This window comes from Clostridium rhizosphaerae (assembly GCF_016765585.1).
GTDB lineage: Bacteria > Bacillota > Clostridia > Clostridiales > Clostridiaceae > Clostridium_AT > Clostridium_AT rhizosphaerae.
Genome location: NZ_JAESWC010000004.1, coordinates 384,409 through 411,406, shown reverse-complemented (window position 1 = coordinate 411,406; position 26,998 = coordinate 384,409). Strand labels below are relative to the sequence as shown.

The following is a 26,998-nucleotide window of genomic DNA, read 5'->3' as shown; positions in this document are numbered from 1 at the left end:
ATCTAGTGGCGATGATGCAAAGGTTACACCCGTTCCCATTCCGAACACGAAGGTTAAGCTTTGAGATGTCGATGGTACTGCTCGGGAGACTGAGTGGAAGAGTAGAGAGTTGCTAGATTACATATGGCTAGATAGCTCAGTCGGTAGAGCAGAGGACTGAAAATCCTCGTGTCCCTGGTTCGATTCCTGGTCTGGCCACCATGTGTGAATAAGGCGCTATAGCCAAGTGGTAAGGCAGAGGTCTGCAAAACCTTTATCCCCAGTTCAAATCTGGGTGGCGCCTCCAATATACATAAACGTTCCAATATTTTGGAACGTTTTTTATTTTTATATAATTTAATGTAAAAATGCTTTTATTTTATAAGGTGTATATAATGCAATAAAGTTCTTCCATTCATGGTGTAACAAATTATCCAAGCTTCAAGTATTTTTGTGATATCATGAATGTATTAGAACTTTTGAATTGTATATATTTATATAATTTAGTCGATTTAAAATAATTTGATGGAAATATTACAAAAACTATATTAAAATAATGTTAGATTTAATATAAAAATGTAAATATTGAAAGAGGTTGAAGGCAGATGAGCAGAGCAGGAGAAAAACTTAAAAATATAAGAGAACAATTAGGATTAAGTCAAAAACAGCTGGCTAAGAAGCTAGGTGTTGCAGAAAGTTTTATAAATGAAGTTGAAATGGGAAGAAAGATTTTAAATGAGAGCTTTATGAATAAGTTATCTAAACTAGCAGGCAAGGACATAAATGATATAAGCATGTCTATTGAAGAGGATGCAGATATGGAAGTTGCCGATGTTAAACCTAGCATAATGAAGACACATAAAGTAAGTTCTTCAAATAAGGATCTTCCTGAAATTAATGATGTATGGAGTAATGCATTAAGTTCTGTTTTAAAAACAGTACCTATGTATAAGTATGATTTAAAACAGACAGTAGGTTCAAGACAGCTCCCAGTGGTTTCTAATAAAATAGAAGGACATTCAGTAGATAAAGTTTTATTTCTTGAAATAGAGGAAGACGATATGATAGGTTTTAGGATGGCAAAAGGGGATATTGCTTTTGCACACTTAACCCATGAAGCTCCTAACAATGCTATTTGCTTAGTTGAGTATAATTCAGAGAGAGCTATAAGACAGATTAAAAAATTAGATAGCAATAAGGTTTTACTTATAAGCAACAAGGGTTCTATTAGAACAGAAACCGCTTATACAAAGGATATTAACGTAATTGCTGTACTAGATAGAGTAGAGATAAAACTGTAGCTTGAGGTATATTTATGAAAAAAATATATATGGTGCTTCTTGCTGCACTAATAATTTTTAGTACTGCATTATTTTATATTAATTTAAAAACACCTATAAAAATTGCATTAATAGGAAATCTAGAAGAGGAAAAATATAATTTTTCTACAAGTTCCATTATTGCGGGAAGAATTGCAGAAAAGGAAATAAATGAAAAGCAAGGTATTAAAGGAAGAAAAACGCAGCTGATTATAAGAAGTGATGATTTTAAGAAGCCGGAAGAAACTATTAAGTTTTTAAAAGAAAATAATATTGAGGCAATAATATCAACTTCTAGCAGTGAAGAAATTTTGAGAATAAAGCCGTATTTAGATAAAAATAAGATAATTTGTTTTTCTCTAGGGGCTACTTCTTCAGAGCTTAGTTTTAAAGATGATTATATATACAGTATGCTTCCGAATGATGAAGAGGAAGTTAAGACCTTTGTTGATCATTTAAGTACTAATAATTTACCAAAGGATATTGTAATTATAAGTACTTCTTCTAATGTAGAGTATAAGAATTCTATAGAAAAGAATATAAAAAAAGTTGGAGGTAATGTTGCCTTTGAAGAGTTATGGACAGATAACTCAATAAAATATACTCCGACTAATATAGAGGGAATGAAGGGCAAGACTATATTAATACTATCTTCAGCAAGAGATACTGCTATTATTCTACAGAAGCTTAATAATTATGGATTGGTTAAAAATGCATTTGGTCTATCTTGGAGTGGCGATGAAAATCTGATTTTTTATGGTGGAAAACCTGTCCAGGATTTTAAATTTATTACTCCTGTAGATTTTGCTCAGAGCAGCAGCAAATATGGAAAGCTTGCAGATAAACTAAAAGATTATGAAAAGAGTAATGGCTTGCTTCCGGCTGGTGTATATGAAGCTTATAATATCTTTAAGAATGCATATGGATACAAAAGAGATAAGCATATAACCTTAAAGGAAGCTATAGACATAACTAAGAGTTATGATGGGTTAAATTCTGATATATTGCTGAATAAGTACGGGGACTATGAGGGGAAAGAATATATATTTACGGTTAAAGATGGCAAATTTACCAAGCTAGGAGGAACTAAAGATGAAGGCTCAAAAAATTAGAAGTGTAAAAGAAGCATCTTTTTTTGGAATGCTTGGAGGAAGTTTAGTATTTGCCTTAATTAACTTTATGATATTTTTTATTTTTGTATTGGCCTTAAGCTATATGTTTATTAGTTCTCATGAGAATAATTTGTCTAAGGTTTTAATCCATAATCTTAGTGAAAAACAGGATAGAATGCTTAATATATCTCAAACTTTATCTAAACTTATGGAAGATGATATAACAGAGCAGCAAAAAAGGTTATTTATTGAAAGCTCTATGAAGAATAGTACGGATATTCAAGGCATATTTTTGTTAGATGATGAAGGTATAGTAAAAGAGACTTCTGAGAATTATAATAATTTTTTAGGGATTGATTTAAGTGGTAAGGATTACTATAAGCAAGCTGTAGAAAGTAATGAAAATAAAACAATTATATCAAGGTCTTATGTATCACAGCAAACTAAAAAGCTTACATTAAACATAGTAACTCCAATTATGAAAAATAATAATGTAGCTGGTATGACTGTAATTCTTATAAGCCCTAGTATTATTGAAAATAAAGATTTAAATGGAATGGAATATTATCTTATAGATAGTAATGGTGATATTGTATTTCAAAGCAATGAAGAAAATACTATGTCCAAAGAAGACAATATTAAAAATTCCATTATAATGGAAAAAGGGCTCGATAAGTCAAATGCAATGATTTACAAAGATAAAGTGAGCGATAAATTTGTTCTTGGTATAGTTAGAAAAGAACCTATAACTTCTATGTATATAGTTCTGCAGCATCATATTTTAGGTGATAAAGTTGTTCTAGATGGTTTATTTATAATGTTAGCAGCCGTTATATTGTTTATTTTTATATTTATAATAATACTAGCCATTCGGGCATCAAATATTGTTACAAATTATGTGAATATGTTTAAGGATGAAGTGAAAAAAATTTCTCAAGGTAATTATGAAATAAAGTTATCTAGTAAGTATTCTCATGAAGAGATAAATGAAATTATAGATAGTTTTAATAATATGGCAAAAAGAGTAAAACAAAGAGAAGAAGAGCTGCAGGCATATAATGAGGAGCTTGTAGCGGCTAATGATGAAATAAAAACAATGCTTTCTACTCTTAGCAAAAATGAGAAAGAGAGAAAAGAACAGTATCTTCAAATTATATGGACAATGGTAAATCTTCTTGAGATAAAAGATGAATATACTGCAGGACATTCAAAGTCAGTTACTTACTATACTGAAGAAATAGTTGAGAAATTGAATAAAGACTATGGTTTTAAGCTGGATGTAGATAGAATTCAAATAGCGGCAATACTTCATGATATCGGTAAAATAGGTATAGAAAGAGATATACTTAACAAGCCGTCAAGACTTACTCAAGAGGAATATGAGATTATAAAAACACATTCTGCTAAAGGTTATTATGCCTTAAAGGACATAGAGAGCTTAAAGAAGGAAAGAGAGATAATTAAGTATCATCATGAAAGATATGACGGAAAAGGATATCCGGAAGGAATAAAAGGAGATGCTATACCTTTTGGAGCAAGAATTATTTGTATAGCAGATTCTTTTGATGCTATGGTTTCTGACAGGCCTTATAGAAAAGGAATGCCTGTAGAAATGGCTATTGGAGAACTTATCAGAAATAAGGGAACTCAATTTGACCCTCTTATTGTTGATGTTTTTGTTGCCATGTTAAGACAAGAGCAAGGTGGAATTATGCTTCAGGAAAATGAAGCATAATTTAATTAAAAATTAAAAATCCCCTATAAGGGGATTTTTTCATTCATTCCTAATTCTACATTATCTTCTCCATCTTCACATCCTTATAAAAAAGATTCAATATATCAACATATTTCATTCCTTTTTTAGAAAGCTCTATTGCTCCATATTGGCTCATGCCTGCCCCATGCCCGAAGCCGCCGCCATATAAAGTAAATTTGTTATCTTTCTTATCACAAGAGAAGAAAGCTGAAGGCAGAGAGCCAACATTTGTCAGCGGATCACCTTTAAGTCTGGTAAGCTTAGTCGTTTCATTGGTATATTCCTGATTGCATTTTATAGAACTTCTAATATATGAATCTCCTCTGACATTAACAGTTGTGTTTGAGAATATAAAAGATACCTCAATTGCGATTCCATTTTCTCCTCTTTTAATAATCTTAATATCCTGAAGCTCCTTAAGTTCAGGGAGCTTACTAATCTGTCTTGAGTTTTCGTAAATGGTCAGATATTTTTTGCTTGTTTCTCCAGAGTATAAGCTTTTTAGTGTTTTATTTAGTGCAGTAGTTAATCCTGCAGCTGAATATTCTACTTTCCACCTAAAATAAGGATAGTCGCTGTCTATTGCTTTGATAGATGTATTCTTATAAAAGTTTAGCCAGCTTTCCTCATTTTTTGGAAGTTCTATTTTTGGAGTGAGGTAATTATTATTTGCAATGTATGGTCTGCTGTCACTAGTGCCATCTGCATTAAACCATACATCACTGTAATTAACACCTGTTCCTGCTGAGGTTGAATAATATTTAGCATCAATAGGTATTCCTTCATAAGTCATTATAATACCCTTTGTAGAATCCACCGCCTCTGTTGCAAGAGGCTGCATTGGAATATTGTTATATACTTGACTTCTTGTACTGTCATCTACGTAGAAACCAAGAGCTGCATATCTATTGTTAATCATATCAGATATAGCATAGGTTCTTGCAGCTACTGCCTGGCATTTTAAGGCTTCAACTCCACCGGATAAAGGCATTTCAGAAGGTACTACCTTTTTAAGATAGTCTTCCAGATTAACATCATTTACAACGCACATTCCATTATCAGATATACTAAACTCTAAAACACCGCTATAGGATGGGGAAAAGGTGCTCGAACCAGACCCTCTTTTAATACTTTGAAAATCAATAGAATTACCTTTTATGTATAGTCTATTCTTATAAATAGTTGTTTTATTGTTTATTGTAAGTTTTAAATTAGAGTCTTCTTTTTCAATAACAACAATGCTGTCTTTTGGTAAATCTACATTCAAATTTTCTCTCATGCTATAAAGTTTGGCTGGCTCTAAAGCCTTGATTTGAACCTTACTGTGATAAACCGAAGAAAACCCATTTGTTGATATGCCGACTCTCATACTTGAGTAATCCATAGGATAAATAAAAAAGGTTTTAAGCTCTCCATTTTTAGTTTTAAAAGATTTTATGTTATTTTTTCCTATAATAAGATTCTTACTTTCGGAAAGCTTTATGTTATTATCTTTGTCTACTGTGTAATAAAAGGTTTTACTAGATAAATTTGTTTTACCTAGGCTTTCTAAATCATAGCTGCCTGCATTTTTTATCATCACCCTATCTGCAATAGGCGTTATAACTTTAAAGCCGAAAGCCTTAAGCAAGTTATACTTAAAATCAATAACAGTAAGCTTTGGAAAGGTTTCTGAAGTTTTATAAACTTTATCTTTCCCATTTACAATAACAGTTATTGAGTTAGAGTTATGTCCAATTACAACACCTTGCTCTACGTTCCTTGGAAAAAATAAAACCCCAAGTATTAATATCAAAAAAGCTGATAGCATTATAATTATTTTTTTCATTAGAAGCCTCCTAAAACTTGTTTTATAAAGAAATAAGTACCTTATATTATAGTATATTATCAATTATACTATATAATTATAGACATTCGTAAAACAATTTTATTAGTAATAAGCAAGGAGATATGGAATAAATATTCTCTATTAACACCCATTTTCAAATATAATTGTATAGTGTATAATTAGATAGTAAATGTAGTTTTGCGACAATATTATTTATAATTTCTTATATTTGAAGCGAAATTTGTAGGCTTTACATAAATTAATACCAGTATATTTGAAAGAGGGGTTATCATGAAGGGAACAGTAGTTGCAACATGGATGAAAACCTGCAGAAAGCTGTATGGAGATTCTGTTGTAGACAGAGCTATGGAAAGCAATGGATGGACAAGCAATAAATTATTTACACCAGCAGAAAATGTTGATGATCAAAAGATTCAATCTGTTATAGGAAGTATAGCTAAAAGCCAAAATGTAGATATAAAGAAACTTTGGAGAAGCATAGGGAATTATAACATTAAGTCCTTTGCAGAGGATTTTCCTGCTTTTTTTGAACATGAAAATGTATATTCCTTTCTAAAATCTATGTATGATGTTCATGTGGTTATGGTTAAGAGGCTTCCGGGAGCAACTCCTCCATTACTATCTATTGAGCCAATATCAACCAGAGAAGCAGTATTCTCTTATCGCTCTAAAAGAGGAATGTTTGATTACTTCCTTGGAATGCTTGATGGAAGCTGTGAAAAATATAATGAAAAGGTTCAAATTGAAGAATTAGAGAGGACAAGTGATTCCTTAAAATTAAAGTTAATCTTTGAGAAGGATATACTTTATAAAAAATCTTATCTGTTTAGTAAAATACTATCTTTAGGATTTATAAGAAACTTTGGAGCTAAGGTTGCATTATTTACTTTTATTATGTCGGTTATTGCTTTTATTCCTCTTATGGGACTAAGCAGTATACCTAAAATATTGATAGGAGCAGCAGTAAGTTCAATGGCATCCTTTATAGCAGCTTCTTCCTTAGTTAGACCAAGAAAGCTTCTTGAGGAAAGCCTTAAGAAGTTAAACAGTAGTGACTTTGTTGAAGACATACAGGTTTCTACAGGGGATTTTTTTGAAGACTTATTTAAGTATTTAGCTGATCATAAGAAGAATGTTAGAACAGATTTTGTCGGCTATAAAGGCATTACTGATGAAATGGGAACTTTTGCTGACAGGATAAATATTATAACTGGATCTATGAATGATACTTCAGTAGAAATAACTGATGTAGTGGAGCAGGTTGCAAATAGTTCAGTAGATCAGGCAAGTAATACAGAAAGAGCTGTTTCTATTTTGAATGATAATATTCAATCTTTAAGGGCTATAGTTGAAAACGAAAATATGAATAGAGAAGAACTAGAAAAGGCTATAGATAAAATTAATAACAGTTATAAGAATGTGGATAACACAAGTAAAAATATCTTAAGCAGCTTAGAGAAATTTCAAGAAGTTAAAGATAAAGGTATAAATCTTGAGACAAGAGCGAAGGATATTACAAATATAGTTTCAATAGTTTCAGGAATATCTGAACAAACTAATCTGTTAGCTCTCAATGCTTCAATTGAAGCAGCAAGAGCGGGAGAAGCAGGAAGAGGTTTTTCTGTGGTTGCTGAAGAGGTTAGAAAGCTTGCTGAACAGTCTAAAGGTGCAGTTGAGGAAATAAACTCAAATCTTGCACAGTTTGTGGAGGATATAAAAGTTCTTGTGGATAAAATAGAACTTCAATATGATGTGCTTCAGACTGAGACAAGCAGTCTTGAAACAGTTAGAGACATAAGCTATGAAGCTACAAATTCAGTACAAACAGTTGCAAAATCTACTATTAAAACTATAAATGAGCTTAATAAAGAAACTGATTCTATAGCAAGTATTTATGAAACGATTGAATCACTAGCAGCAATTGCAGAAGAAAATTCCGCTTCTTCAGAAGAGGTAAGTGCAAGTGTTGCAAATTATACTAATGAAATTAAAAAGCTTTTAGATAATATTCATGAGTTTAAAAAAATAACTCAAAACTTTAAGTCAGATTTGGGTAAATATAAGATATAACAATTAGTCTGTTGATGAATTAAAATCAACAGACTTTTTAGCGTTTAACATATTGAAATTGTTATTGAAAGTGATAAAATTAAGTAGTCAGTATTCGTAAGAAACTGAACATTACTTTGTCAAAGGGGGGACGCTCCGAGTTGTATCCGTTAAGGAACAGCAGCGGGGGAAGATTATGCAAAAATCATTAAACACTGGAACAAGTACTAGGACAAGACAGATTACTGTAATTGGAATGCTTTCAGCCATTTCAATTATGCTCGGGATGACAGGGCTTGGGTTTATTCCTATTCCACCTGTTAAAGCAACTATAATGCATATACCTGTTATTATAGGTGCAATACTAGAAGGACCGATAGTTGGAGCCTCAGTAGGGCTAATCTTCGGAGTTTTTAGTATGGTTCAAGCTATAACAGCACCTACTCCGTTATCTTTTATTTTTATGAATCCAGTTGTGGCTGTGATTCCAAGAGTGCTTATAGGAATAGTAAGTTATTATATCTATAAGGGTATAAGCGGAAAAAATAAAAGTTTAGGTACAGCAGTAGCGGCAGGAGTTGGTTCACTAACTAATACTGCAGGTGTACTAGGATTGATATACCTTATATACTTAGAGCCTTATGCAAAAACTTTAGGAATAAGTGTCAGTGCTGCCAAGAAAGGAATACTAGTTGTTGGAGCTACTAACGGAATACCAGAAGCGATAATATCGATTATTATAACGATGGCTGTAGCAACAGCTGTAAAGAAGATTTCAAGAAGATAAAAATTTATTCTCCAAGTTGGATTAGTTTCTGACTTGGGGATTTTTATATTTGCTATTTAAACGTTTTGGATGAAAGGAAGAAAAACATGAAGGAAATAAATTTAAATGAAATACAAGGAATAAAAATAGGAAATGCACAAAATATGAATGGACCAACCGGATGTACTGTTGTTATTTGTGAAGAAGGAGCAGCTGCCGGAGTTGATGTAAGGGGAGGAGCACCGGGAACTAGGGAAACAGATTTGCTTAATCCAGTAAACTTGGTAGATAAAATACATGCTGTTATGCTCTCTGGAGGAAGTGCTTTCGGACTTGATGCAGCCAGCGGTGCTATGCAGTATCTTGAAGAGAGAAATGTAGGTTTTGATGTTGGAGTTACAAAAGTTCCTATAGTTTGCTCGGCAGTACTTTTTGATTTGGCAATCGGCGATTTTAAAATAAGACCTGATAAAGCTATGGGATATGAAGCCTGTATAAATTCGGAACTAAACGAATGCAGGCAGGGAAATATCGGTGCCGGAACAGGAGCTACAGTTGGAAAAATACTTGGGCCTGAATATGCTATGAAAGGTGGACTTGGATGCTATGCTGTTCAAGTTGGAGAGCTTCAAGTAGGTGCAGTAATTGCGGTTAATTGTCTTGGTGATGTAGTAGATACTTCCACAGGAAAAATTATTGCAGGAGTATTAAATAAAGAGAAAAATGGATTTGCTGATACTGAAAAAATAATGATTTCAAAATATGATGAGAAGAAGAATTTATTTAGTGGAAATACAACTATAGGGGTTGTCGTAACTAATGGAAAATTTACAAAAACAGAGATGAATAAAATAGCTTCTATGGCTCACAATGGCTATGGAAGGACAATAAGACCGGCTCATTCAATGGCTGACGGAGATACTATTTTTACAATGGCAACAGGAAAGACAGAGACAGATATAAATGTTGTTGGACTTCTAGCAGCAAGGGTTGTAGAACAGGCGGTTATCAATGCTATTAAAAATGCGGAGTCTATCTTGGGGTATAAGGCTTATAATTTGATTGCGAAGTAAAATTACTGCAGGCTGTGCTTTAAAGTCCGCAGGGCTTTTTGTGGAAAATAATATATAATCTTAGTGATTACTTTGCTACTGTTCTAAGGTTCGCGAAATCATAAAACTAAGAGCCTCTAAGAATTCGCTTTAATTTTTGCTATTTTTAAAGCGAAGCTACTATAATAAATTTTTCTATCATATTTTACCTTTTGTTAGCTCAGAAGAGAGGCTCTAAGTTTTATGACCTCACTTTACCAAGAACATGGGCAAAGTACTCAATTAATTCTATATATTATTTTCCACACTGCCCTATAGACTTTAAAGCAAGCCTATAATACTTTTGTTGTTCTCTAGTTAATCAGCTTAAATATTAGGCTTTGTTAAAAGCAAGTAATGGCCTCTTTGTCATTCGTATATTTATATATAAACCTATGAAAATATTTAAATATATAAATATTTACTGCAACCATGCTGGTTTGCAGTAAATTTGCTTTCTACCATATAAAAGAACATGCTTATATCAGTACTATTATTAAACAGCGTCAAATATTAAAAAGTTTTAATTATAAAAACAATCATTGAGTAAGTTGTATAGATAGATAATTATAATTGCGAACAAAGCTACATAGGCTGGGTGTAAAGATCGAGAGCAGGTGTAGAAAATAATATTTTAATTTGATTGATAACTTTGCTCATGTTCTTGGCAAAGTAATGCTGAAAAGCTTAGAGCCTCTCTTCTGAGCAAACTAAAAGTATTTTAAGTTTACTAAAGATATTTTAAAGCCTGCGGCTATTAAAGAAACATGAAGTCAAAGCGAATTTATAGAGGCTCTTAGCTTTTAAGTATTGCAAGCCTTAGAACATACGCAAAGGAATCATAAAGTAAACTATTATTTTCTATGCTAGGCTCTAAGGTTTTACACCGCGGCCTACGGCTATTTTATTTCGCAAAATTATTAAACTCCTCGTAAATCAAAATCAGGAATAAAGCTTTCTGAAACTGTACCTTCCTCTTGTATGAAGGCGTTTTTTATTCCTAAGCTTAAGCAGTAGTCAATAAGGCTTTCATAATGCTTCTGATTTAACGGCTTATTGATTTCTGGATAATTAGAAAGGTTATTAACTGGTGTATACTGATTCATAATACTTATATACACATTATTATCAAAAGTATTGTGTATATAGTCCATTATCTTCTTAGAATCAAAAAGAAGCCCTGGAAGCATTAGATGTCTGATTATAACACCTTTCTTCATCATTCCACTATCATCAAACTCAGGCATGCCAACTTGTGAATACATTTCTTCAATGGCTTTAGAAACTATATTAAAGTAGTTTGGCGCATGGGAATACTTAACGGCATATTTGTCATCATAGTATTTTAAGTCAGGGAGATATATGTCAATAAAGCCTTTAAGAGCCTTAATTGTTTCTATATTTTCGTAGCCATTGCTGTTATATACTATAGGCAGTGTTAGTCTATTATTTTTGGCTATTTTAATCGCTTCAATAATTTGAGGAACAAAGTGGGTGGGAGTAACTAGATTAATATTGTTAGCTCCTCTTTTTTGTTGCTCTAAAAATATTTCAGCAAGCCTTTCTATTGTTATTTCTTTGCCAACACCTTCATGGCTTATACAATGGTTTTGACAAAAGACACATTTCAAATTACATTCAGAAAAAAATACTGTTCCAGAACCTGCTTCTCCAGATAAACAAGGCTCCTCCCAATGATGGAGAGATACTCTTGCCACTTTTACTCCCGCGCCGGATTTGCAAAATCCAAGCTTTCCTTCAAGTCTATTTACATTACAGTTTCTAGGGCATAATTTACAGCTATATAATAAATCAAGCATGATCAACACTCCAATATATAAAATTAACCTGAAGTAATTATACACTACTTCAGGTTAATCTTAAATATACATAATGCAATATCCAATCTTCTAGGATTTTTAGGACATCATTAATGTAATAGAACTTTTGCACTATATGTGCTATCTGCAATTTTTAAAGTAAAAAAATACACATTCAATCATGAATATAAGGCTTATTACTCCAAAGGCTGGGTATATTACGCTTATTAAATTAACAAAACCTATTTGAGATATTGGTATAGCTATCAATATAACTATAATAACTGCAGTTTTATATGGAACTTTAAATATTTGGGTTATAGCTTTTCCAACACTGTATACATCGGATACTTCAGTGGAAAACATCTCGAGCCAGATTATGCAAACAAGCATTATTTGAACTATGTTTCCGAATCTGTGAGCTATGTATAATAGTGGAATTTCATATTTGAATATGTACGGAACATTTAAAAGAAGCATCAGGTTTATTATTATTGTGAGGCCAGTCAGAACTAATGCACCCATACCAATTCCCCAGAGCATGCTCTTTTTATTTTTTATTTCTGTACTAAGCGGTACTAGTACACCGCTGCAGCCTAGAATATTAAAACCACTGTATAGAAGACATGAGATAAACCAGTTGTTTTTATATTGGGGCACAGCCTTAATATACGTTAAGCTTACAACATCTTTATTAAGAAATATGTACATGGCAAATACTGTTAAAAGTACTATTATAAGTGATGGAACGATAAAAGAGTTTACTTCTATAAGTCCTTTTGTATCTCTTAAAAGTACAAATAGAGATACAAAAACCATGAGAAGTATTCCAACCCATTTGGATAATCCTAAATACTGATGAATTAAAGCACCGCTTCCGGCTAAGATTATTGCTGCACCGCTTACCATAAAAAGGCTTGTTATTCCGTCTGTAAAATTGGCAAACAGTTTAGGTTTAAGTACTAAATTTATAAGATCATTGTAAGACTTTAGACTATATTTCATGCTTATAGATACTATCATAAAACCAATTATAATATAAATCAGGCAGCATATTAAAATCCCCCAAAAGCCTTTGTAGCCAAACTCCGTAAAGAATTGCCTTATCTCCTGACCCGAGGCTAGTCCAGCACCAACTATTGTTCCGATAAAAACTGCTGCGATTTGGAAAGCAAGCTTGACCCCTTTTTGCAAAAAAATCCCCCTCCAATAATTATGTTATCTATATAAATATATAAAAAAATTTAAAAATAATGTATTTGCAAATTAAATTTTTATTTTTTGGCAAACTATAAGTAGATTGTGAAGTTTTTTATTATAGGGAGGATTAAAATGAGCAGAAAAGTCAATATAAAAAGGCTCTTATCTTATATTCTTATATGTTGTTTTATGATTTCTTTTTCAGGCTGTAAAAGTAAGAAAAGTGAGGCTTCAAACCAGGAAGCTAATGAATTTGAAATAAAAGTGGCACAAAATGTAGTAGATAACTATATGAAGGATTTGATGAAAGAAGATCTTACAAACGCAAAGAAATTATATACTAAGGACTTGGCTGAAAAGACTAAAAATGACCCTAAGAGTGATCTTAAAGTAAAAGGTTACAGTATCGATGAAACAAGTGAAATAGGAAAAACAGGTTTTTTTAGGGTTAAAGTAACTAGAATGAGTTTGACAGAACCTATAAGTACACTGGATGAATGCAGCATAAAAATAATAAAAGAAGGTGCTGAATATAAAATAAATGAGGTTAAGAATGAAACGGAAAAAGAGGCTTTCCTTGAAGATAATTCATTAAGGGTAAGAAGTAAAAATAATATAAAGACGAACTTACTTATTGATAGCAGCAGTTTCCCACAATATGCCTTTTCAAAGGATGACAAGGGAAATCTATCAAAGCAGGTAGTTCCAAGAAATAAATTTTCTGTCATGAATTTTGGCTATGAGGGAGAGAGAATTGCCATATCAAGCTATGATAAGGACTCTTATATTGGAATAATAAAAATTGATGAAAGCATGGCTACACAAGGTGGTGGAGGAGAAGAAGGCCAGGGACAAGGAGAGCAGGGAGGAAAATCAGGTGATAAAAAAGGTGGATCCCAAGGGCAGATGGCAAGAGAGAAACCAATTGGAAAGGAAATGACCTCTTTAGACTTAATAAAAGACTCAAAAATTGAATTTATGACATTTTCAAATGGAGAAAAGTTTTTAATGATCCAATATAATAAAACTAACATGGGCAAATGTATAAGAGTATATAATACAGACAGCGGAGATCTTATAAAACAAAAGTTTGAAGAAAAATATTCTTATGGAAAAGTTGAGATTGTATTTTCTTCCTTTGATAAAGATGTGATGAATTATGAAGTTATAGCAAAAGATCCAAAAGATAAAGAAGCCTCTGATCAGGCTGGAAAATATCAGATAAGTCTTAAAGACTTTAAGATTAAGAGGCTATAGTGTGAAATATAAGTAGATTGTGAAATAAATTACTGCAGGCTGTGGTGTAAAGACCTTGGAGCCTTGTGTAGAAAATAATATTTTGCTTTATGATAACTTTGCGTATGTTCTAAGGCTTGCAATGCTAAAAAGCTAAGAGTCTCTAGCAATTCACTTGACTTCTTGTTTCTTTAATAGCCGAAGGCTTAAAAATATCCTTAGTAAGCTTAAAATACTTTTAGAGTGCTCAAAAGAGAGACTCTAAGCTTTTCAGCATTGCTTCGCCAAGAACATGAGCAAAGTTATCAATCAAATTAAAATATTATTTTCTACACCTGCTCTCGGTCTTTACACTACAGCCTATGTAGCTTTTGTACGTAATTATAATTATCTATCTATACGACTTAATCAATGACTGTCTTCTATTTATAATTTTTAATATTTGGCGATTTTTAATAATAGTGTTGATATAAGCATGTTCTTTAATATTACAGAAAGCAAATCTACTGCAAACCAGCATGGCTCAAGTAAATATTTAAATATTTCTATAGGTTTATATGCAAATATACGAATGATAAAAGAGCCTAATATTTAATCTGATTAACTAGAGAACATCCGCAAAGTACTCTATTTTCCACGCAAAGCCCTGCGGACTTTAAAGCAAAGCCATGCGACCATTTTAGTTCGCAATTTTATTAAATTATTATCTATACCTGTGTCCATGAAATTACACTAGCACTAATTTTTTATTTATATAATGTCTAAACAGTTGATGTTGACATTGTATTAGTAAATTTATACAATTAAAGAAAATTACTAAACAAAATAATAGCAAAGCTAATGATTAAAAGGAGGGAAAAATGCCATATTTTAATGAATCCTATAAGCAAAGTATTAGTGTATTTAAAGAAAGAGTAGAAGAAAAAATATATAGCAAAATTGCATTGCTAAATATTAATGCATGGGTTACAGAAGAACCAGTTCATTTCAAAGAAAGAACCAAAGGTAAATATATTTCACTAAATTTAGAAGATAGTTGGGGAAAGCTTTGGGATTGTGCATGGTTTAATTTTACTGGAGTTGTACCAAAGTCTGCAGCTCATAAAAAAATTGTATTATTGATAGACTTAAGTGGAGAGGCATGTATATTTGATGAAGATGGCTGTCCTATACAAGGGTTAACTAATGTTAGCTCTGAATTTGACTTAACTCTTGGAAGGCCTGGTAAGAGGGTAATTCATTTTTTAAATGATGCACAGGGTGGTGAGAAAATTGATATATGGGCAGATGCTGGGTGTAATGACCTTTTTGGGTATTACAGAGATAGCGGAAAAATTAAAGAAGCTCATATTGCAATCTTGAATGAAGAAATGCATCAGCTTTACTACGATATAGAGGTTCTTCAAGAACTGATGGAACAACTTACGGAGGATACTTCAAGACATCAGAGAATTCTATTTTCCTTATTTACTGCCTTCAAGGCTATGATAAATTATGATGAAGAAGAGGCTAAAAAAGCAAGGGAAATTCTTTCTGTAGAGCTTAATAGAAGTTGTGGAGATGAAGCTTTAAAGATAAGTGCTATAGGACATGCTCATATTGACTTAGCTTGGCTTTGGCCCATAAGGGAAACTATAAGAAAAGGAGCTCGTACATTTTCAACAGTCTTGTCAAATATGGAGAGATATCCTGAATACATATTCGGAGCAAGTCAGCCCCAGCTCTATTCGTGGATGAAAGAACGATATCCTAAGCTTTATGATAAGATAAAGGTGCGTATAGCAGAAGGACGCTGGGAAGCTCAAGGCGGTATGTGGGTTGAACCTGATACAAATATTTCAGGTGGGGAGGCTTTAGTTCGACAAGTTCTTTATGGTAAGAAGTTTTTTAAAGAAGAGTTTAATAAGGATATGAAGATTTTATGGCTTCCAGATGTGTTTGGATACAGTGCTGCCCTTCCTCAAATTCTAAAAAAGTCTGGAATAGATTATTTTATGACAATAAAACTATCTTGGAATGAATATAACCAATTTCCACATCATACTTTCATGTGGGAAGGAATAGATGGAAGCAAGATATTAGCACATATGCCTCCAGAAGGAACTTACAATAGCTCCGCTGCTCCAAGGGCGATAAAAGAAGCAGAGAGAAATTTTAAAGATAAAGGAGTTTCGGAGGACTGCTTAATGCTCTTTGGAATAGGAGATGGAGGTGGAGGACCAGGAGAAGAACATCTTGAGAGATTAAAACGAGAAAAGTGCTTAAATGGATTAGTGCCTGTTAAGCAAGAACCTTCATTAGAATTTTTCAAGAGGATTGAAAAAAATATATCAAGCTATAAGGTATGGTGGGGAGAATTATATTTAGAAAAGCACCAGGGAACTTATACTACGCAGGCTAAAAATAAAAAATTCAATAGAAGAATGGAATTTGCCCTTAGGGAGTTGGAATATGTATCTGTACTAGCACATATAGAAGGTGTAAAGGTATATCCTCAGCAAGAAATTGAGGCTATCTGGAAGGAAATACTACTATACCAGTTCCATGATATATTGCCGGGATCATCAATAAAAAGGGTATATGATGAATCAATTGAAAGGTACGAGTATTTGCTTAAGTTAACAGAAGAGTTAACAAAGAGTAGCTACAGAGCTTTACTTGAGGATTCATGCTGCATAGATGAAGCTGCCTCGGATGCTTTGCTAACAAATAAAACCTCTAAAGAAACTAAAGCTTTTGCTATAATTAACTCACTATCCTGGGATAGAGAAGAATGGATTAATATAAATGGAAACTGGATTAAGGCTAAAGTACCAGCCATGAGTGAGATATCTATGATGTGCAGCATATGCAATACTGAATCTTTTGAAGTTAGGTCAGAAAATAACTTTGCAGAAAATAATTTACTGAAGGTAAGCTTTAATGAAGATGGCTCCCTTAAATCTGTATTTGACAAAGAATTTTCAAGAGAAGTTTTAGATACAAATTTTAAGGCAAATGTGCTTACTGTATATGAAGAACCCTATGGAAATGCGTGGGACTTTTCACCAGCTTGCTATGATATACCTCAGAAAAGCTTTAAATTACAGTATTCTGAAAGTATAACTGATGGACCAAAGGTCATTATTAAACAAATTTATAAATATAATTTATCAACTATTGAGCAGCAGATTATATTAACTGAAGGCAGCAGGAGAATTGATTTTAATACAAAGGTTGACTGGCATGAGAGCAATAAGATGCTTAGAACCTCTTTCCCAATCAATGTATATACTAACGAGGTAAGTTGTGATATTCAGTTTGGTACTATAAAACGTTCTAATCACGACAACACAAGCTGGGATATGGCAAAGTATGAAATGTGTGCTCATAAATATGTTGATTTATCTCAAAGAGATTATGGAGTTGCATTATTAAATGACTGTAAATATGGTCATAGAGTCAAAGAAAATATAATGGATTTAAATCTCTTAAGAAGCACTAATATGCCAGGTGTTGAAGCAGATAAAGGGGTTCATGAATTTACTTATTCACTATATCCTCATAATGGCGATTGTATCACAGGGCAGGTTAATAGAAAAGCGTATGAATTGAATCTGCCGTTAAAAATCATTGAGTTTAGCTGCGATAGTTATGTTGCTGGCAAGAAAGAGGCCTTCATAAGAGTTGATAATGAAAACATAATTGTTGAAGCTGTAAAAAAGGCAGAATATAGTGATGATATTATTGTAAGACTGTATGAATGCAGTGGAAGCAGTGAAAAAGCAAAACTTAAATTTGGATATAGGACTGAAAATGTACAGCTTGTTAATTTAATGGAGGAAGCTATAGAGAATGATGCACTTAATATAGAAAGCAATGAATTAACATTCAAGCCCTTCGAAATTTTAACACTAAAGATAAGCTGTTCTAAAAAATAATATTCTGAAAACATATTGATTTCTAAATTGTATAGTGTATAATTAAATTAACCTATCAGATAGCTGATAGTGTTATGATATCGTTCACATGTGAGGTATATATGAGCACAATTAAAAGATTGCCATTACAATCAGAAATAATTGAATTTATAAAGCAATACATTGAAAAAAATAATTTAAAAAATGGGGATAGACTTCCTTCTCAATCGGAATTAATTGAGATTTTGGGAGTAAGCAGATCTTCAATTAGAGAGGCTATTAAAACTTTAGAAGCAAAAAATGTTTTGGAAGTTGCTAATGGTAAGGGCGTTTTTGTGAAGGATGGATCTTCAAATACTATATCTGCCGAAATAGAGTTTGGAAAAGAAAAAGAATCCATATTAGAGCTCTTAGAGGCTAGAAGAATACTAGAAAAAGAAATAATACATCTAGTTATTCAAAATTCTACAGAAGAAGAATTGGATGGAATTGAAGAAATCTTGAAAGTATTAATGGAGAAATACCATAGAGGCGTAAAACAAAACGTTGAAGATAGGCAGTTTCATATGGCTATATATAACAGCTGCCACAATAGAATAATGATTCAGTTAATAGATTCCATAGATGGACTTCTAAACAAGCTGTGGGAGTTTCCTTTAGGAATGAAGGATCCTTTTACAGATACTATACCATTACATGAAGATTTATTTATAAACATAAGAAAAAGAAATGTTAAAAAAGCACAAGCAATTAATGATAAAATTATCAGTATGATATATAGAGATGTTAAGTCAGCTAATCAATAGAAATTGCAACATAGTTCTCTCATTAATGACCTCAAAAAATAGCTAATGTTCAGGTATCTTTGAAAGTTATTAATGTGTTATAACTTTTGCATTATAAACAAAGCTTGTATCAATATACAAGCTTTTTAGAAAGATCAACCTATCTGATAGCTGATAGCAGTTAGCGTGCAGCTTGATTAGAAGTGCTTAATAGAAATTTAACTGGAAAGGTCGTGGCAATATTTTATGCTGTTTGAAATTGAACGAATAGAAAGAATAATAAAGGACTTAAAAATAGCAATTTACCCGGATTTAGAGCCAATTACGAGATATAAGGTTTGTGAGGGGAAATTTGCGGGCGGAGAGCATAAAGAATTTAAGGATGAGGATTGGAATGATTATATAACTGGAAGCTTGTGGGGTGGATATGACAAGCATCAATGGTTTAGAACTACTGTTAGAATACCTGAGAGATTTGAAGGTAAAAATGTAGTATTTAGAATTACTACAGGTCGTGAAGGTCTTTGGGATGCAACAAATCCACAATTTCTTTTCTATGTTGATGGGAAGCTTATTCAAGGCCTAGATGTAAATCACCGTGAAGTATTGCTAAGTGAATGTGCTGAGGCAGGTAAAGAGTACTCAGTAGCATTTTTAGGCTACAGTGGCCTTATTGATAGCAAAATAACTATCAACACAGAAATAGTTGTACTGGATAGAAGGATAGAAGATGTTTACTATAATCTAAATGTTCCACTATCAGTAGCTAAACTGCTTGAAAATAATGATGATAATAAGACTCGCATTCTGATAAAGCTTGGAAAAGCCATAGATATGCTTGATCTTAGGAAGCTTTATTCTTGCGAATTTTATAAATCCGTAGAGGCTGCAAACAGTTATCTGCAAAAAGAATTTTATTCTAATATTAATTATAATAGCCCTGTTGTAACAGCAATAGGTCACACACACATAGATATTGCTTGGCTATGGACAATTAGCCAAACAAAAGAAAAAGCTGTAAGAAGTTTTTCCACGGTCTTAAATCTTATGAAGCAATACCCAGAATATAAGTTTATGTCTAGCCAGCCTCAACTATACGAGTACATAAAAGAAAATGAACCACAGCTATATGAAGAAATTAAAAAGAAGGTTAAAGAAAAAGCTTGGGAGATAGATGGAGCAATGTGGCTGGAGGCAGACTGCAATATACCGTCTGGAGAGTCACTTATAAGACAAATAATATTAGGACATAAATTTTTTAAGGATGAGTTTGGAATAGAAAGCAAGTCGCTTTGGCTTCCAGATGTATTTGGTTATAGCGCCGCGATTCCTCAGATACTTCTAAAGACTGGAATTAAATATTTCATGACTACAAAGCTTGATTGGAATCAATTTAATACCATTCCTAATGATACCTTTATGTGGCGTGGAATAGATGGAAGTGAAGTTTTTACTCATTTAGTTACAACCAGCGACTACAAAAAACTAGGTGAGGCTGTAACCTTCAGCGAATCAAAAAATAAGACAACCTACACAGGTATAATTAATGCAAATCAGACTATGGGAACATGGAAAAGATATCAAAACAAAAATATATCTGAGGAAACTCTAATGCTCTTTGGTTATGGAGATGGAGGTGGGGGACCTACAAAGGAAATGCTTGAAAATGCCAGAAGGCTGAAATACGGTATTCCAGGATGTCCAAGAGTAGAAATAGGCTTTGAAACAGAGTTTTTTGATAGATTATATGAAAAAACAATGGCAAAGGAAGAGATTCCAACTTGGGTGGGCGAGCTATACCTGGAGTATCATAGGGGAACTTATACCTCTATGGGGAAGAACAAAAGATACAATAGGAAAACTGAAGTTTTATATCAGGATGCTGAAATGCTTTCGACCTTAAACATGATGTTAGGAGAAGCTTATCCGGAGAAAGAACTTAAAAATGGATGGAAGAAAGTTCTTATAAATCAATTTCACGATATTATACCGGGTTCATCAATAAAGCAGGTATATGATGAATCTCATGAGCAATACGAAGAAGCTATAGAACTGGGAGAAGAATTAATTGAGAGTTCTTTGAAAAGGATTACTTCGAAGATTAACTTAAATGAAAAGTCTGTTGTTGTGTTTAATACTTTATCTTATGACAGAGATGATATTGTAGAAGTTACTATAAAAGAAGGAATAAAGGTTCAAGGACTTCAAGAGTTAAGCGGAAAAAAAGTTGATATACAGATAATAGATAATGGCAAGAAGTTTATATTCTTTGCAGAAAAAGTTCCTTCTAAGGGCTATAAGACATATAGCATAATAACAGAAACTCTGATGGCTTCTGATAATAGTACAAGCCTTGGCAGAGAATTTGAGAATAAATATTTTAATGTAAGCTTCGATGAAAATTATAATATTACATCTTTATATGATAAGGAAAATAATAGAGAAGTAATTAAAAATAATAAAAAAGCTAACGTTCTTCAAGCTTTTGAAGACAGACCGATGAACTGGGAGAATTGGGATATAGATATATACTACAAGAGGAAGATGTGGGAAGTAAATGATATAAGTCATGTAGAGTTAATTGAGAAGGGTCCTGTAAGATGCTGTATCAACATCAAACGAAGCTTCTGCGATTCTGTCATAGATCAATATATTTATTTCTACAACAATATACCTCGTGTAGATTTTAAAAATAGTGTGGATTGGAAGGAAAAAAATATACTACTTAAAGCAGCCTTTCCAGTTGATGTAAACTCAAGCAAAGCATCCTATGAAGTACAATATGGAAATATAGAAAGATCAACACATAATAATACAAGCTGGGATTTAGCTCAATTTGAAGTATGTGCACATAAATGGGCTGATTTATCTGAAGGCGCTTATGGTGTAAGTTTATTGAATGATTGCAAGTATGGGTATGACATTAAGGATGATACTATGAGACTTACATTAATAAAAGCAGGTACCTATCCAAACCCTGAAGCAGATTTAGGAAAGCATGAGTTTACTTACTCAATATATCCACACAAAAACACTTGGAAGGAAGCAAGCACTCAAGAGATGGCTTATAACCTTAACGTGCCAATGCATACAGTAATTGAAGATGCTCATAAAGGAATGCTGCAAAACAATATGTCTCTGTTAAAAGTTAATAAGGATAATTGTATTGCTGAGGTAGTTAAGAAAGCTGAAACTGGTGACGGAGTAATAGTAAGACTTTATGAATATAAAAACATGAGAGAAAAAGTAGAAGTAAGCTTTTGTAGTGAGATAGAAAGTATTTATGAATGTGATTTATTAGAGAACCCAATTGATGTTATTGAAAGTGACATTAATAAAATTAACTTTGAGATAAAGCCATATGAGATTAAAACGTTTTTAATTAATTTTAAATAATTATTTTAAGACAGGGGGGAATCCAATGATATTAAAAGAATTGACTCAAGCATTTGGTGTTAGCGGTTTTGAAAAAGAGATTGCTAAGATCGTTATAGACAATGTAAAGGATTATGTTGACGAGCTTACGATTGATGCTATTGGAAACGTCATAGCAGTAAAGAAAGGTACCGGAGATGAAAAGAAAAAAATAATGGTTTCAAGTCATATGGATGAGATAGGTTTTGCAGTACTTGGAGTAACTGACAAGGGCTTTGTAAAGATTAAGAAGGTTGGAGGAATATCAGCACAGGTTTCATTCATGAATAGGGTACAGTTTAAGAATGGTGCATTTGGAACAATAAGCTCTTTCGAGAAGATGGACAAGGTAGGAGTTGCAGATATAAATAAGCTTTATGTTGATATATGTGCAATTTCGAAAGAGGATGCATTAAAGTATGTTTCCATTGGTGAGCCTGCTTCTTATATAGGAAAATATAAAGAGCTTAATAATAATTGTGTTACAGCAAAGGCTTTAGACGATAGAATAGGCTGCTATATATTAATCGAGGCGCTTAAGAAAGTAACTAATCCATATCATGATATTTATTTTGTATTTTCAGTACAAGAAGAAGTAGGTCTAATCGGTGCTACTGTAGCTGCCGAAAGAATAAACCCTGATTTAGGAATAGCAGTTGATATAACAGGTTCCTTTGATGTACCAACAGATACTGATGGAAATGCAGTATTTGGAGGCGGAGCAGCTGTTAAGGTATTGGATAATTCGGTTATATGTGATGAGGAACTAGTTGAAGTTATGATTAAATGTGCGGAGGAAAACAACATAAAATATCAGCTGGATGCCTTAGCAGGTGGAGGCACCGATGCAGGTGCTATAAACAAATCCAATCGTGGAGTAAAAGCTTTAGGTATATCTATACCAACAAGATATGGACACAGTCCTAATGGCATAGTAAATATGGATGATGTGAATGCTTGCATCGATTTACTATGGAAGTTTACAGAAAGCACATTTAAGTTTGAGACCGAAAAGAAGTATATATAACTAGGTAAATATTTATCTATATAAATATTTATCTATATAAATATATCAAAAATTATAGGGGGTACATTTCTATGGGTAAAAAGAAACTTTTGGTAATGACTATCACAACCGTTTTGACAATGACTTCTATTCTTACAGGATGCAAAGGTAGTAACACAACACCAACAAACTCCAGTACAAACAATACTCCACAAGTGATTAATGTGTCAACTACACAAGACCCAGCTACTCTTGATACTTCAAAGTTGGCTGATTCTGCATCTAACACTGTAGCGCAAGAAACTCAAGAAGGTTTAGTAAGACTGGAAAACAAGAAACTAGTAGCTGCTGGTGCAGAAAAGTGGGAGACCTCAACAGATGGACTGACATGGACATTTCATTTAAGAGACTATTCATGGACAGATGGAAAAAAGATTACAGCTCAGGATTATGTGTATGCAGTTAAAAGACTTTTTGAGCCTTCAATAGCATGCCCTAATGCAGGAATATTCTATGTTGTAAAAGGTGGAGAGGCATACAACACAAACAAAGGTAAAGCTGAAGATATAGGGGTTAAGGCAGTAGATGAAAAGACATTACAGTTTACATTAAATACACCAACACCGTATTTCCTTCAATTAATGAATTTCGTTAATGTTTTACCACTTAGGCAAGATATAGTAGAAAAAGCTGGTGAGTCTTATGGTACAGACCCTAAAGCATTAGTATATTCAGGACCATTCGTTGTAGATCAATGGGTTAAGGGTTCAAAGGTAATTTTAAAGAAAAATGACAAGTATTGGGATGCTAAATCTGTAAAGCTTGAAACAGCGAATATAAATTTAATACCTGAAGAAGCAACAAGACAGCAAATGTTTGATGGAAAGAGCTTAGACTTAATACAGAATGTTAAGCAGGAATATTCAACTAAGCTAAAAGATAAAATTGATAAGGGCGAGGTAACATCTATAATAGGATATTATCCAAGTGTAGGATATATAGCATTTAACAATAACGATCCAAACAAAATTTTTACTAATGCAAAGGTAAGATTAGCATTCTCATTAGCATTAGATAGAGAAGGCTATGTAAAGAATGTTACAAAGAAAGACCAAGCTGCATATGGATTAGTTCCATACGGTTTGAACAATGGAGATAAGATATTTAGAGAAGCAGCTTCAGAACCTCTAAAGGAAGTAAAAGGACAAGATCCTAAGGAATTGTTAAAGCAAGGTTTGCAAGAACTTGGACTAGATCAAAGCAAACAAATTGAAATAACTTTCCTACAAAGAAATGCAAATGCAGATACACGAGTAGTAGGTGAATTCTATCAAAGCCAGTGGGAGAAGAACCTTGGAGTCAAAGTTAAAATTGATACTGCCAGCGATGGTGCAACCTTTAATAAGATGATAATGAAGGGAACTTACCAAGTAGCTCAAACTGGTTGGGGTGCTGACTATAACGATCCAATGACCTTTATGGGATTATTTATAACTGGTGATGGAAACAACTCAGCATTTTTCTCAGATAGTCAATATGATGAGTTAGTAAAAAAAGCAAGTGTTGAATCAGATATGACTAAGAGACTTGATATGTTTAAACAAGCTGAAAAGATTTTAATTGCTGATAAAGCTGCTATTGCTCCTTTAACCTTCAATGTTGCATCTAATTACATGCAAAGCTATGTAAAAGGTCTTGATATAGAAGCAGGCGGACCATCATATGAATTAAAACGTGTTTATATAGAAAAGAAATAATTCACATATAATTACTGCAGCAGGCTAATGCCGGCTGCAGTATTACTTACCTAGAAGGAGGTTTTAGTATGGCCCAGTATATTTTAAAAAGAGTAGGATACTTAATTCTTACTATGTGGGTAATTGTCACAGCAACTTTTTTTCTTATGAATACGTTACCTGGTGATCCAATTCAAACTGGCACTAAGTTGTTGCCGCCGGCAGTAGAAGCAAACTTAAAAGAAAAATGGGGCCTAAATAAGCCTGTAGTAGAAAGATATTTTATCTATTTAAAAAATGTAGCACAAGGTAATCTTGGTGAGTCTATGAAGAGTCCAGGACTTACTGCTAATCAAATAATCAAAGAAAAGTTTCCAGCATCAGCAAGATTAGGACTTCAAGCTATATGTCTTGGAGTTGTAGTTGGACTAATATTTGGGATAATTGCTGCCTTTAGGAGAAACACTTGGGTGGATTATTCTGTTATATTTATTGCTTTGGTTGGTGTATCAGTTCCAAGCTTTGTTTTAGCTGCATTATTACAAAAGACCTTAGGTGGGAAACTACTTCCTATAATCGGATGGCCTTCTGAAAATATATGGACTTCAGGATTTAAATATACAATTTTACCTACCTTGGCAGCTTCTTTTGGAAGTGTTGCAACTTATTCAAGGTTTATGAGAACCTCTGTATTAGATGTATTAAATAATGATTATATTCAAACTGCAAAGGCCAAGGGGCTTTCAAAGTGGGCAATTATTAGGAAACACATACTAAGAAATAGTATAACTCCAATTATCACAATGATTGCTCCGCAAATTGCAGGTATTGTTACAGGCTCATTTATTATTGAAAGAATCTTTTGTATTCCAGGACTTGGTATGTATTATGTAGAAAGTATAAATGGAAGAGATTTTACCATGATCATGGCAACTACTATTTTCTTCTCATTTTTCTTTGTTATTTCAATAGTGCTTATGGACATACTTTATGGAGTTGTAGATCCAAGGGTTAGAATAACTGGAGAAAAGAGATAGGAGGTGCTGATGCAATGGAAACAAAAATTGATAAAGAATTGTTTGAAGTAGTTGGCTATGATAAGGAAGTATCGGATGCTATCGTAAGGCCAAGTATTACATATTGGCAGGATGCCTGGAGAAGACTGAAGAAAAATAAAGTAGCAATGCTTTCAATGTTCCTGTTAATTGTTATAGGCTTAGCATGTGCTTTCGTGCCTATATTTTCAAAAATGGATTTTAAAGAGCAGGCTATAGAATTAGCTAATCAAGGCCCAAGCAAGGAACACTGGTTTGGTATGGACGAGTTAGGAAGAGATATTTTTGTTAGGATCTGGATTGGTGGAAGGGTTTCAATCTTAATCGGCCTTGTAGGAGCTTTTGTCTCATTAGTAGTTGGAGCTATTTATGGTGGAGTAAGCGGTTACTTTGGCGGAGTAGTTGACGACATAATGATGCGTATTGTTGAAGTTATAGTTGGAATACCATATATGATAATTGTAATACTTGTGTCTATATCATTAGGCAAGGGGCTTACTTCTTTGATTATTGCATTATGCATAACAAGCTGGACGGGCCTCGCAAGACTTGTTAGAGGTCAGGTCCTGCAGCTTAAAGAAAGTGAGTACGTATTGGCAGCACAAATGTTAGGAACTTCACCTATGAAAATTGTACTTAAACATCTCTTGCCTAACACATTGAGTGTAATTATTGTTAATCTAACTTTCCAGGTGCCTGGATTTATATTTGCAGAAGCATTCTTAAGCTTTATATCGTTAGGAGTTCAACCGCCATATACAAGCTGGGGGGCCATGGCTTCTTTAGGTCAGCAGCAGATGGCCTACTATCCTCATGAATTATTTTTTCCAGCGGCAGCTATAAGCTTAACTATGCTGGCATTTAATCTTCTTGGAGATGGGCTTCGTGATGCATTAGATCCTAAACTTCGCCAGTAGGAAAAGGAG

Annotated in this window: 17 protein-coding genes, 2 tRNA genes and 1 rRNA gene; 17 read left to right on the top strand and 3 right to left on the bottom strand. The window is 33.1% G+C overall.

Annotated features, from left to right (window positions below; all coding sequences use genetic code 11):
- Position 1 precedes the first annotated feature (1 nt).
- From rrf to JK636_RS11915, 6 genes are all read left to right on the top strand, one after another.
- Positions 2 to 118 (top strand): 5S ribosomal RNA (gene rrf, locus JK636_RS11940).
- Between the two features lie 7 nt (positions 119 to 125).
- A tRNA-Phe gene (locus tag JK636_RS11935) sits at positions 126 to 201 on the top strand.
- Positions 202 to 212: 11 nt separating this feature from the next.
- Positions 213 to 286: transfer RNA gene (locus JK636_RS11930), tRNA-Cys, on the top strand.
- 298 nt (positions 287 to 584) lie between these two features.
- On the top strand, positions 585 to 1,280 hold the full coding sequence (locus JK636_RS11925) for a helix-turn-helix domain-containing protein (RefSeq protein ID WP_202749223.1): 696 nt from the start codon (positions 585 to 587) through the stop codon (positions 1,278 to 1,280).
- Between the two features lie 14 nt (positions 1,281 to 1,294).
- Positions 1,295 to 2,410: an ABC transporter substrate-binding protein gene (locus JK636_RS11920; protein ID WP_202749222.1), complete on the top strand. Its 1,116-nt coding sequence runs from the start codon at positions 1,295 to 1,297 to the stop codon at positions 2,408 to 2,410.
- Entirely contained in the window at positions 2,391 to 4,145 is a 1,755-nt protein-coding gene (locus JK636_RS11915; RefSeq protein WP_202749221.1) for an HD domain-containing phosphohydrolase, read from the top strand. The genes JK636_RS11920 and JK636_RS11915 overlap by 20 nt, the downstream gene beginning before the upstream one ends.
- Positions 4,146 to 4,200: 55 nt before the next feature.
- Here JK636_RS11915 and JK636_RS11910 read toward each other — a convergent pair whose 3' ends face one another.
- On the bottom strand, positions 4,201 to 5,994 hold the full coding sequence (locus JK636_RS11910; protein ID WP_202749220.1) for a SpoIID/LytB domain-containing protein: 1,794 nt from the start codon (positions 5,992 to 5,994) through the stop codon (positions 4,201 to 4,203).
- A gap of 291 nt (positions 5,995 to 6,285) precedes the next feature.
- Here JK636_RS11910 and JK636_RS11905 point away from each other — a divergent pair, with 291 nt between their 5' ends.
- The 3 genes from JK636_RS11905 (at position 6,286) to JK636_RS11895 (ending at position 9,903) form a co-directional block, all read left to right on the top strand.
- Entirely contained in the window at positions 6,286 to 8,085 is a 1,800-nt protein-coding gene (locus JK636_RS11905) for a heme NO-binding domain-containing protein (RefSeq protein WP_202749219.1), read from the top strand.
- Between the two features lie 175 nt (positions 8,086 to 8,260).
- Positions 8,261 to 8,851, top strand: a complete 591-nt coding sequence (locus tag JK636_RS11900; RefSeq protein WP_202749218.1) for an ECF transporter S component — start codon at positions 8,261 to 8,263, stop codon at positions 8,849 to 8,851.
- A gap of 86 nt (positions 8,852 to 8,937) precedes the next feature.
- Positions 8,938 to 9,903, top strand: a complete 966-nt coding sequence (locus JK636_RS11895; protein ID WP_202749217.1) for a P1 family peptidase — start codon at positions 8,938 to 8,940, stop codon at positions 9,901 to 9,903.
- A 938-nt stretch (positions 9,904 to 10,841) separates the two neighbouring features.
- On the opposite strand, the gene JK636_RS11890 is transcribed toward JK636_RS11895, so the two are convergent.
- Positions 10,842 to 11,741, bottom strand: coding sequence for a radical SAM protein (locus tag JK636_RS11890; RefSeq protein WP_202749216.1), 900 nt, complete (start codon positions 11,739 to 11,741; stop codon positions 10,842 to 10,844).
- 141 nt (positions 11,742 to 11,882) lie between these two features.
- The gene (locus JK636_RS11885) at positions 11,883 to 12,935 is read right to left on the bottom strand and encodes a YkvI family membrane protein (RefSeq protein WP_202749215.1); all 1,053 of its coding nucleotides are present in this window, start codon (positions 12,933 to 12,935) and stop codon (positions 11,883 to 11,885) included.
- Between the two features lie 138 nt (positions 12,936 to 13,073).
- Here JK636_RS11885 and JK636_RS11880 point away from each other — a divergent pair, with 138 nt between their 5' ends.
- From JK636_RS11880 to JK636_RS11845, 8 genes are all read left to right on the top strand, one after another.
- A complete protein-coding gene (locus tag JK636_RS11880; protein ID WP_202749214.1) occupies positions 13,074 to 14,198 on the top strand; it encodes a hypothetical protein in 1,125 nt (374 codons plus the stop codon).
- Between the two features lie 839 nt (positions 14,199 to 15,037).
- Positions 15,038 to 18,097: an alpha-mannosidase gene (locus JK636_RS11875; RefSeq protein ID WP_202749213.1), complete on the top strand. Its 3,060-nt coding sequence runs from the start codon at positions 15,038 to 15,040 to the stop codon at positions 18,095 to 18,097.
- A 101-nt stretch (positions 18,098 to 18,198) separates the two neighbouring features.
- Positions 18,199 to 18,882 carry a FadR/GntR family transcriptional regulator gene (locus tag JK636_RS11870; RefSeq protein ID WP_202749212.1) on the top strand — a complete coding sequence of 228 codons (684 nt, stop codon included), beginning with the start codon at positions 18,199 to 18,201 and terminating at the stop codon, positions 18,880 to 18,882.
- A gap of 225 nt (positions 18,883 to 19,107) precedes the next feature.
- Positions 19,108 to 22,257: an alpha-mannosidase gene (locus tag JK636_RS11865; protein ID WP_202749211.1), complete on the top strand. Its 3,150-nt coding sequence runs from the start codon at positions 19,108 to 19,110 to the stop codon at positions 22,255 to 22,257.
- A gap of 25 nt (positions 22,258 to 22,282) precedes the next feature.
- A complete protein-coding gene (locus JK636_RS11860; RefSeq protein WP_202749210.1) occupies positions 22,283 to 23,302 on the top strand; it encodes a M42 family metallopeptidase in 1,020 nt (339 codons plus the stop codon).
- 71 nt (positions 23,303 to 23,373) lie between these two features.
- Positions 23,374 to 25,038, top strand: coding sequence for a peptide ABC transporter substrate-binding protein (locus JK636_RS11855; RefSeq protein WP_202749209.1), 1,665 nt, complete (start codon positions 23,374 to 23,376; stop codon positions 25,036 to 25,038).
- A gap of 68 nt (positions 25,039 to 25,106) precedes the next feature.
- Positions 25,107 to 26,054, top strand: a complete 948-nt coding sequence (locus JK636_RS11850) for an ABC transporter permease (RefSeq protein ID WP_202749208.1) — start codon at positions 25,107 to 25,109, stop codon at positions 26,052 to 26,054.
- 14 nt (positions 26,055 to 26,068) lie between these two features.
- Complete coding sequence (locus JK636_RS11845; RefSeq protein WP_202749207.1) at positions 26,069 to 26,989, top strand: ABC transporter permease; 921 nt, start codon at positions 26,069 to 26,071, stop codon at positions 26,987 to 26,989.
- The last annotated feature ends 9 nt before the right edge of the window (positions 26,990 to 26,998 follow it).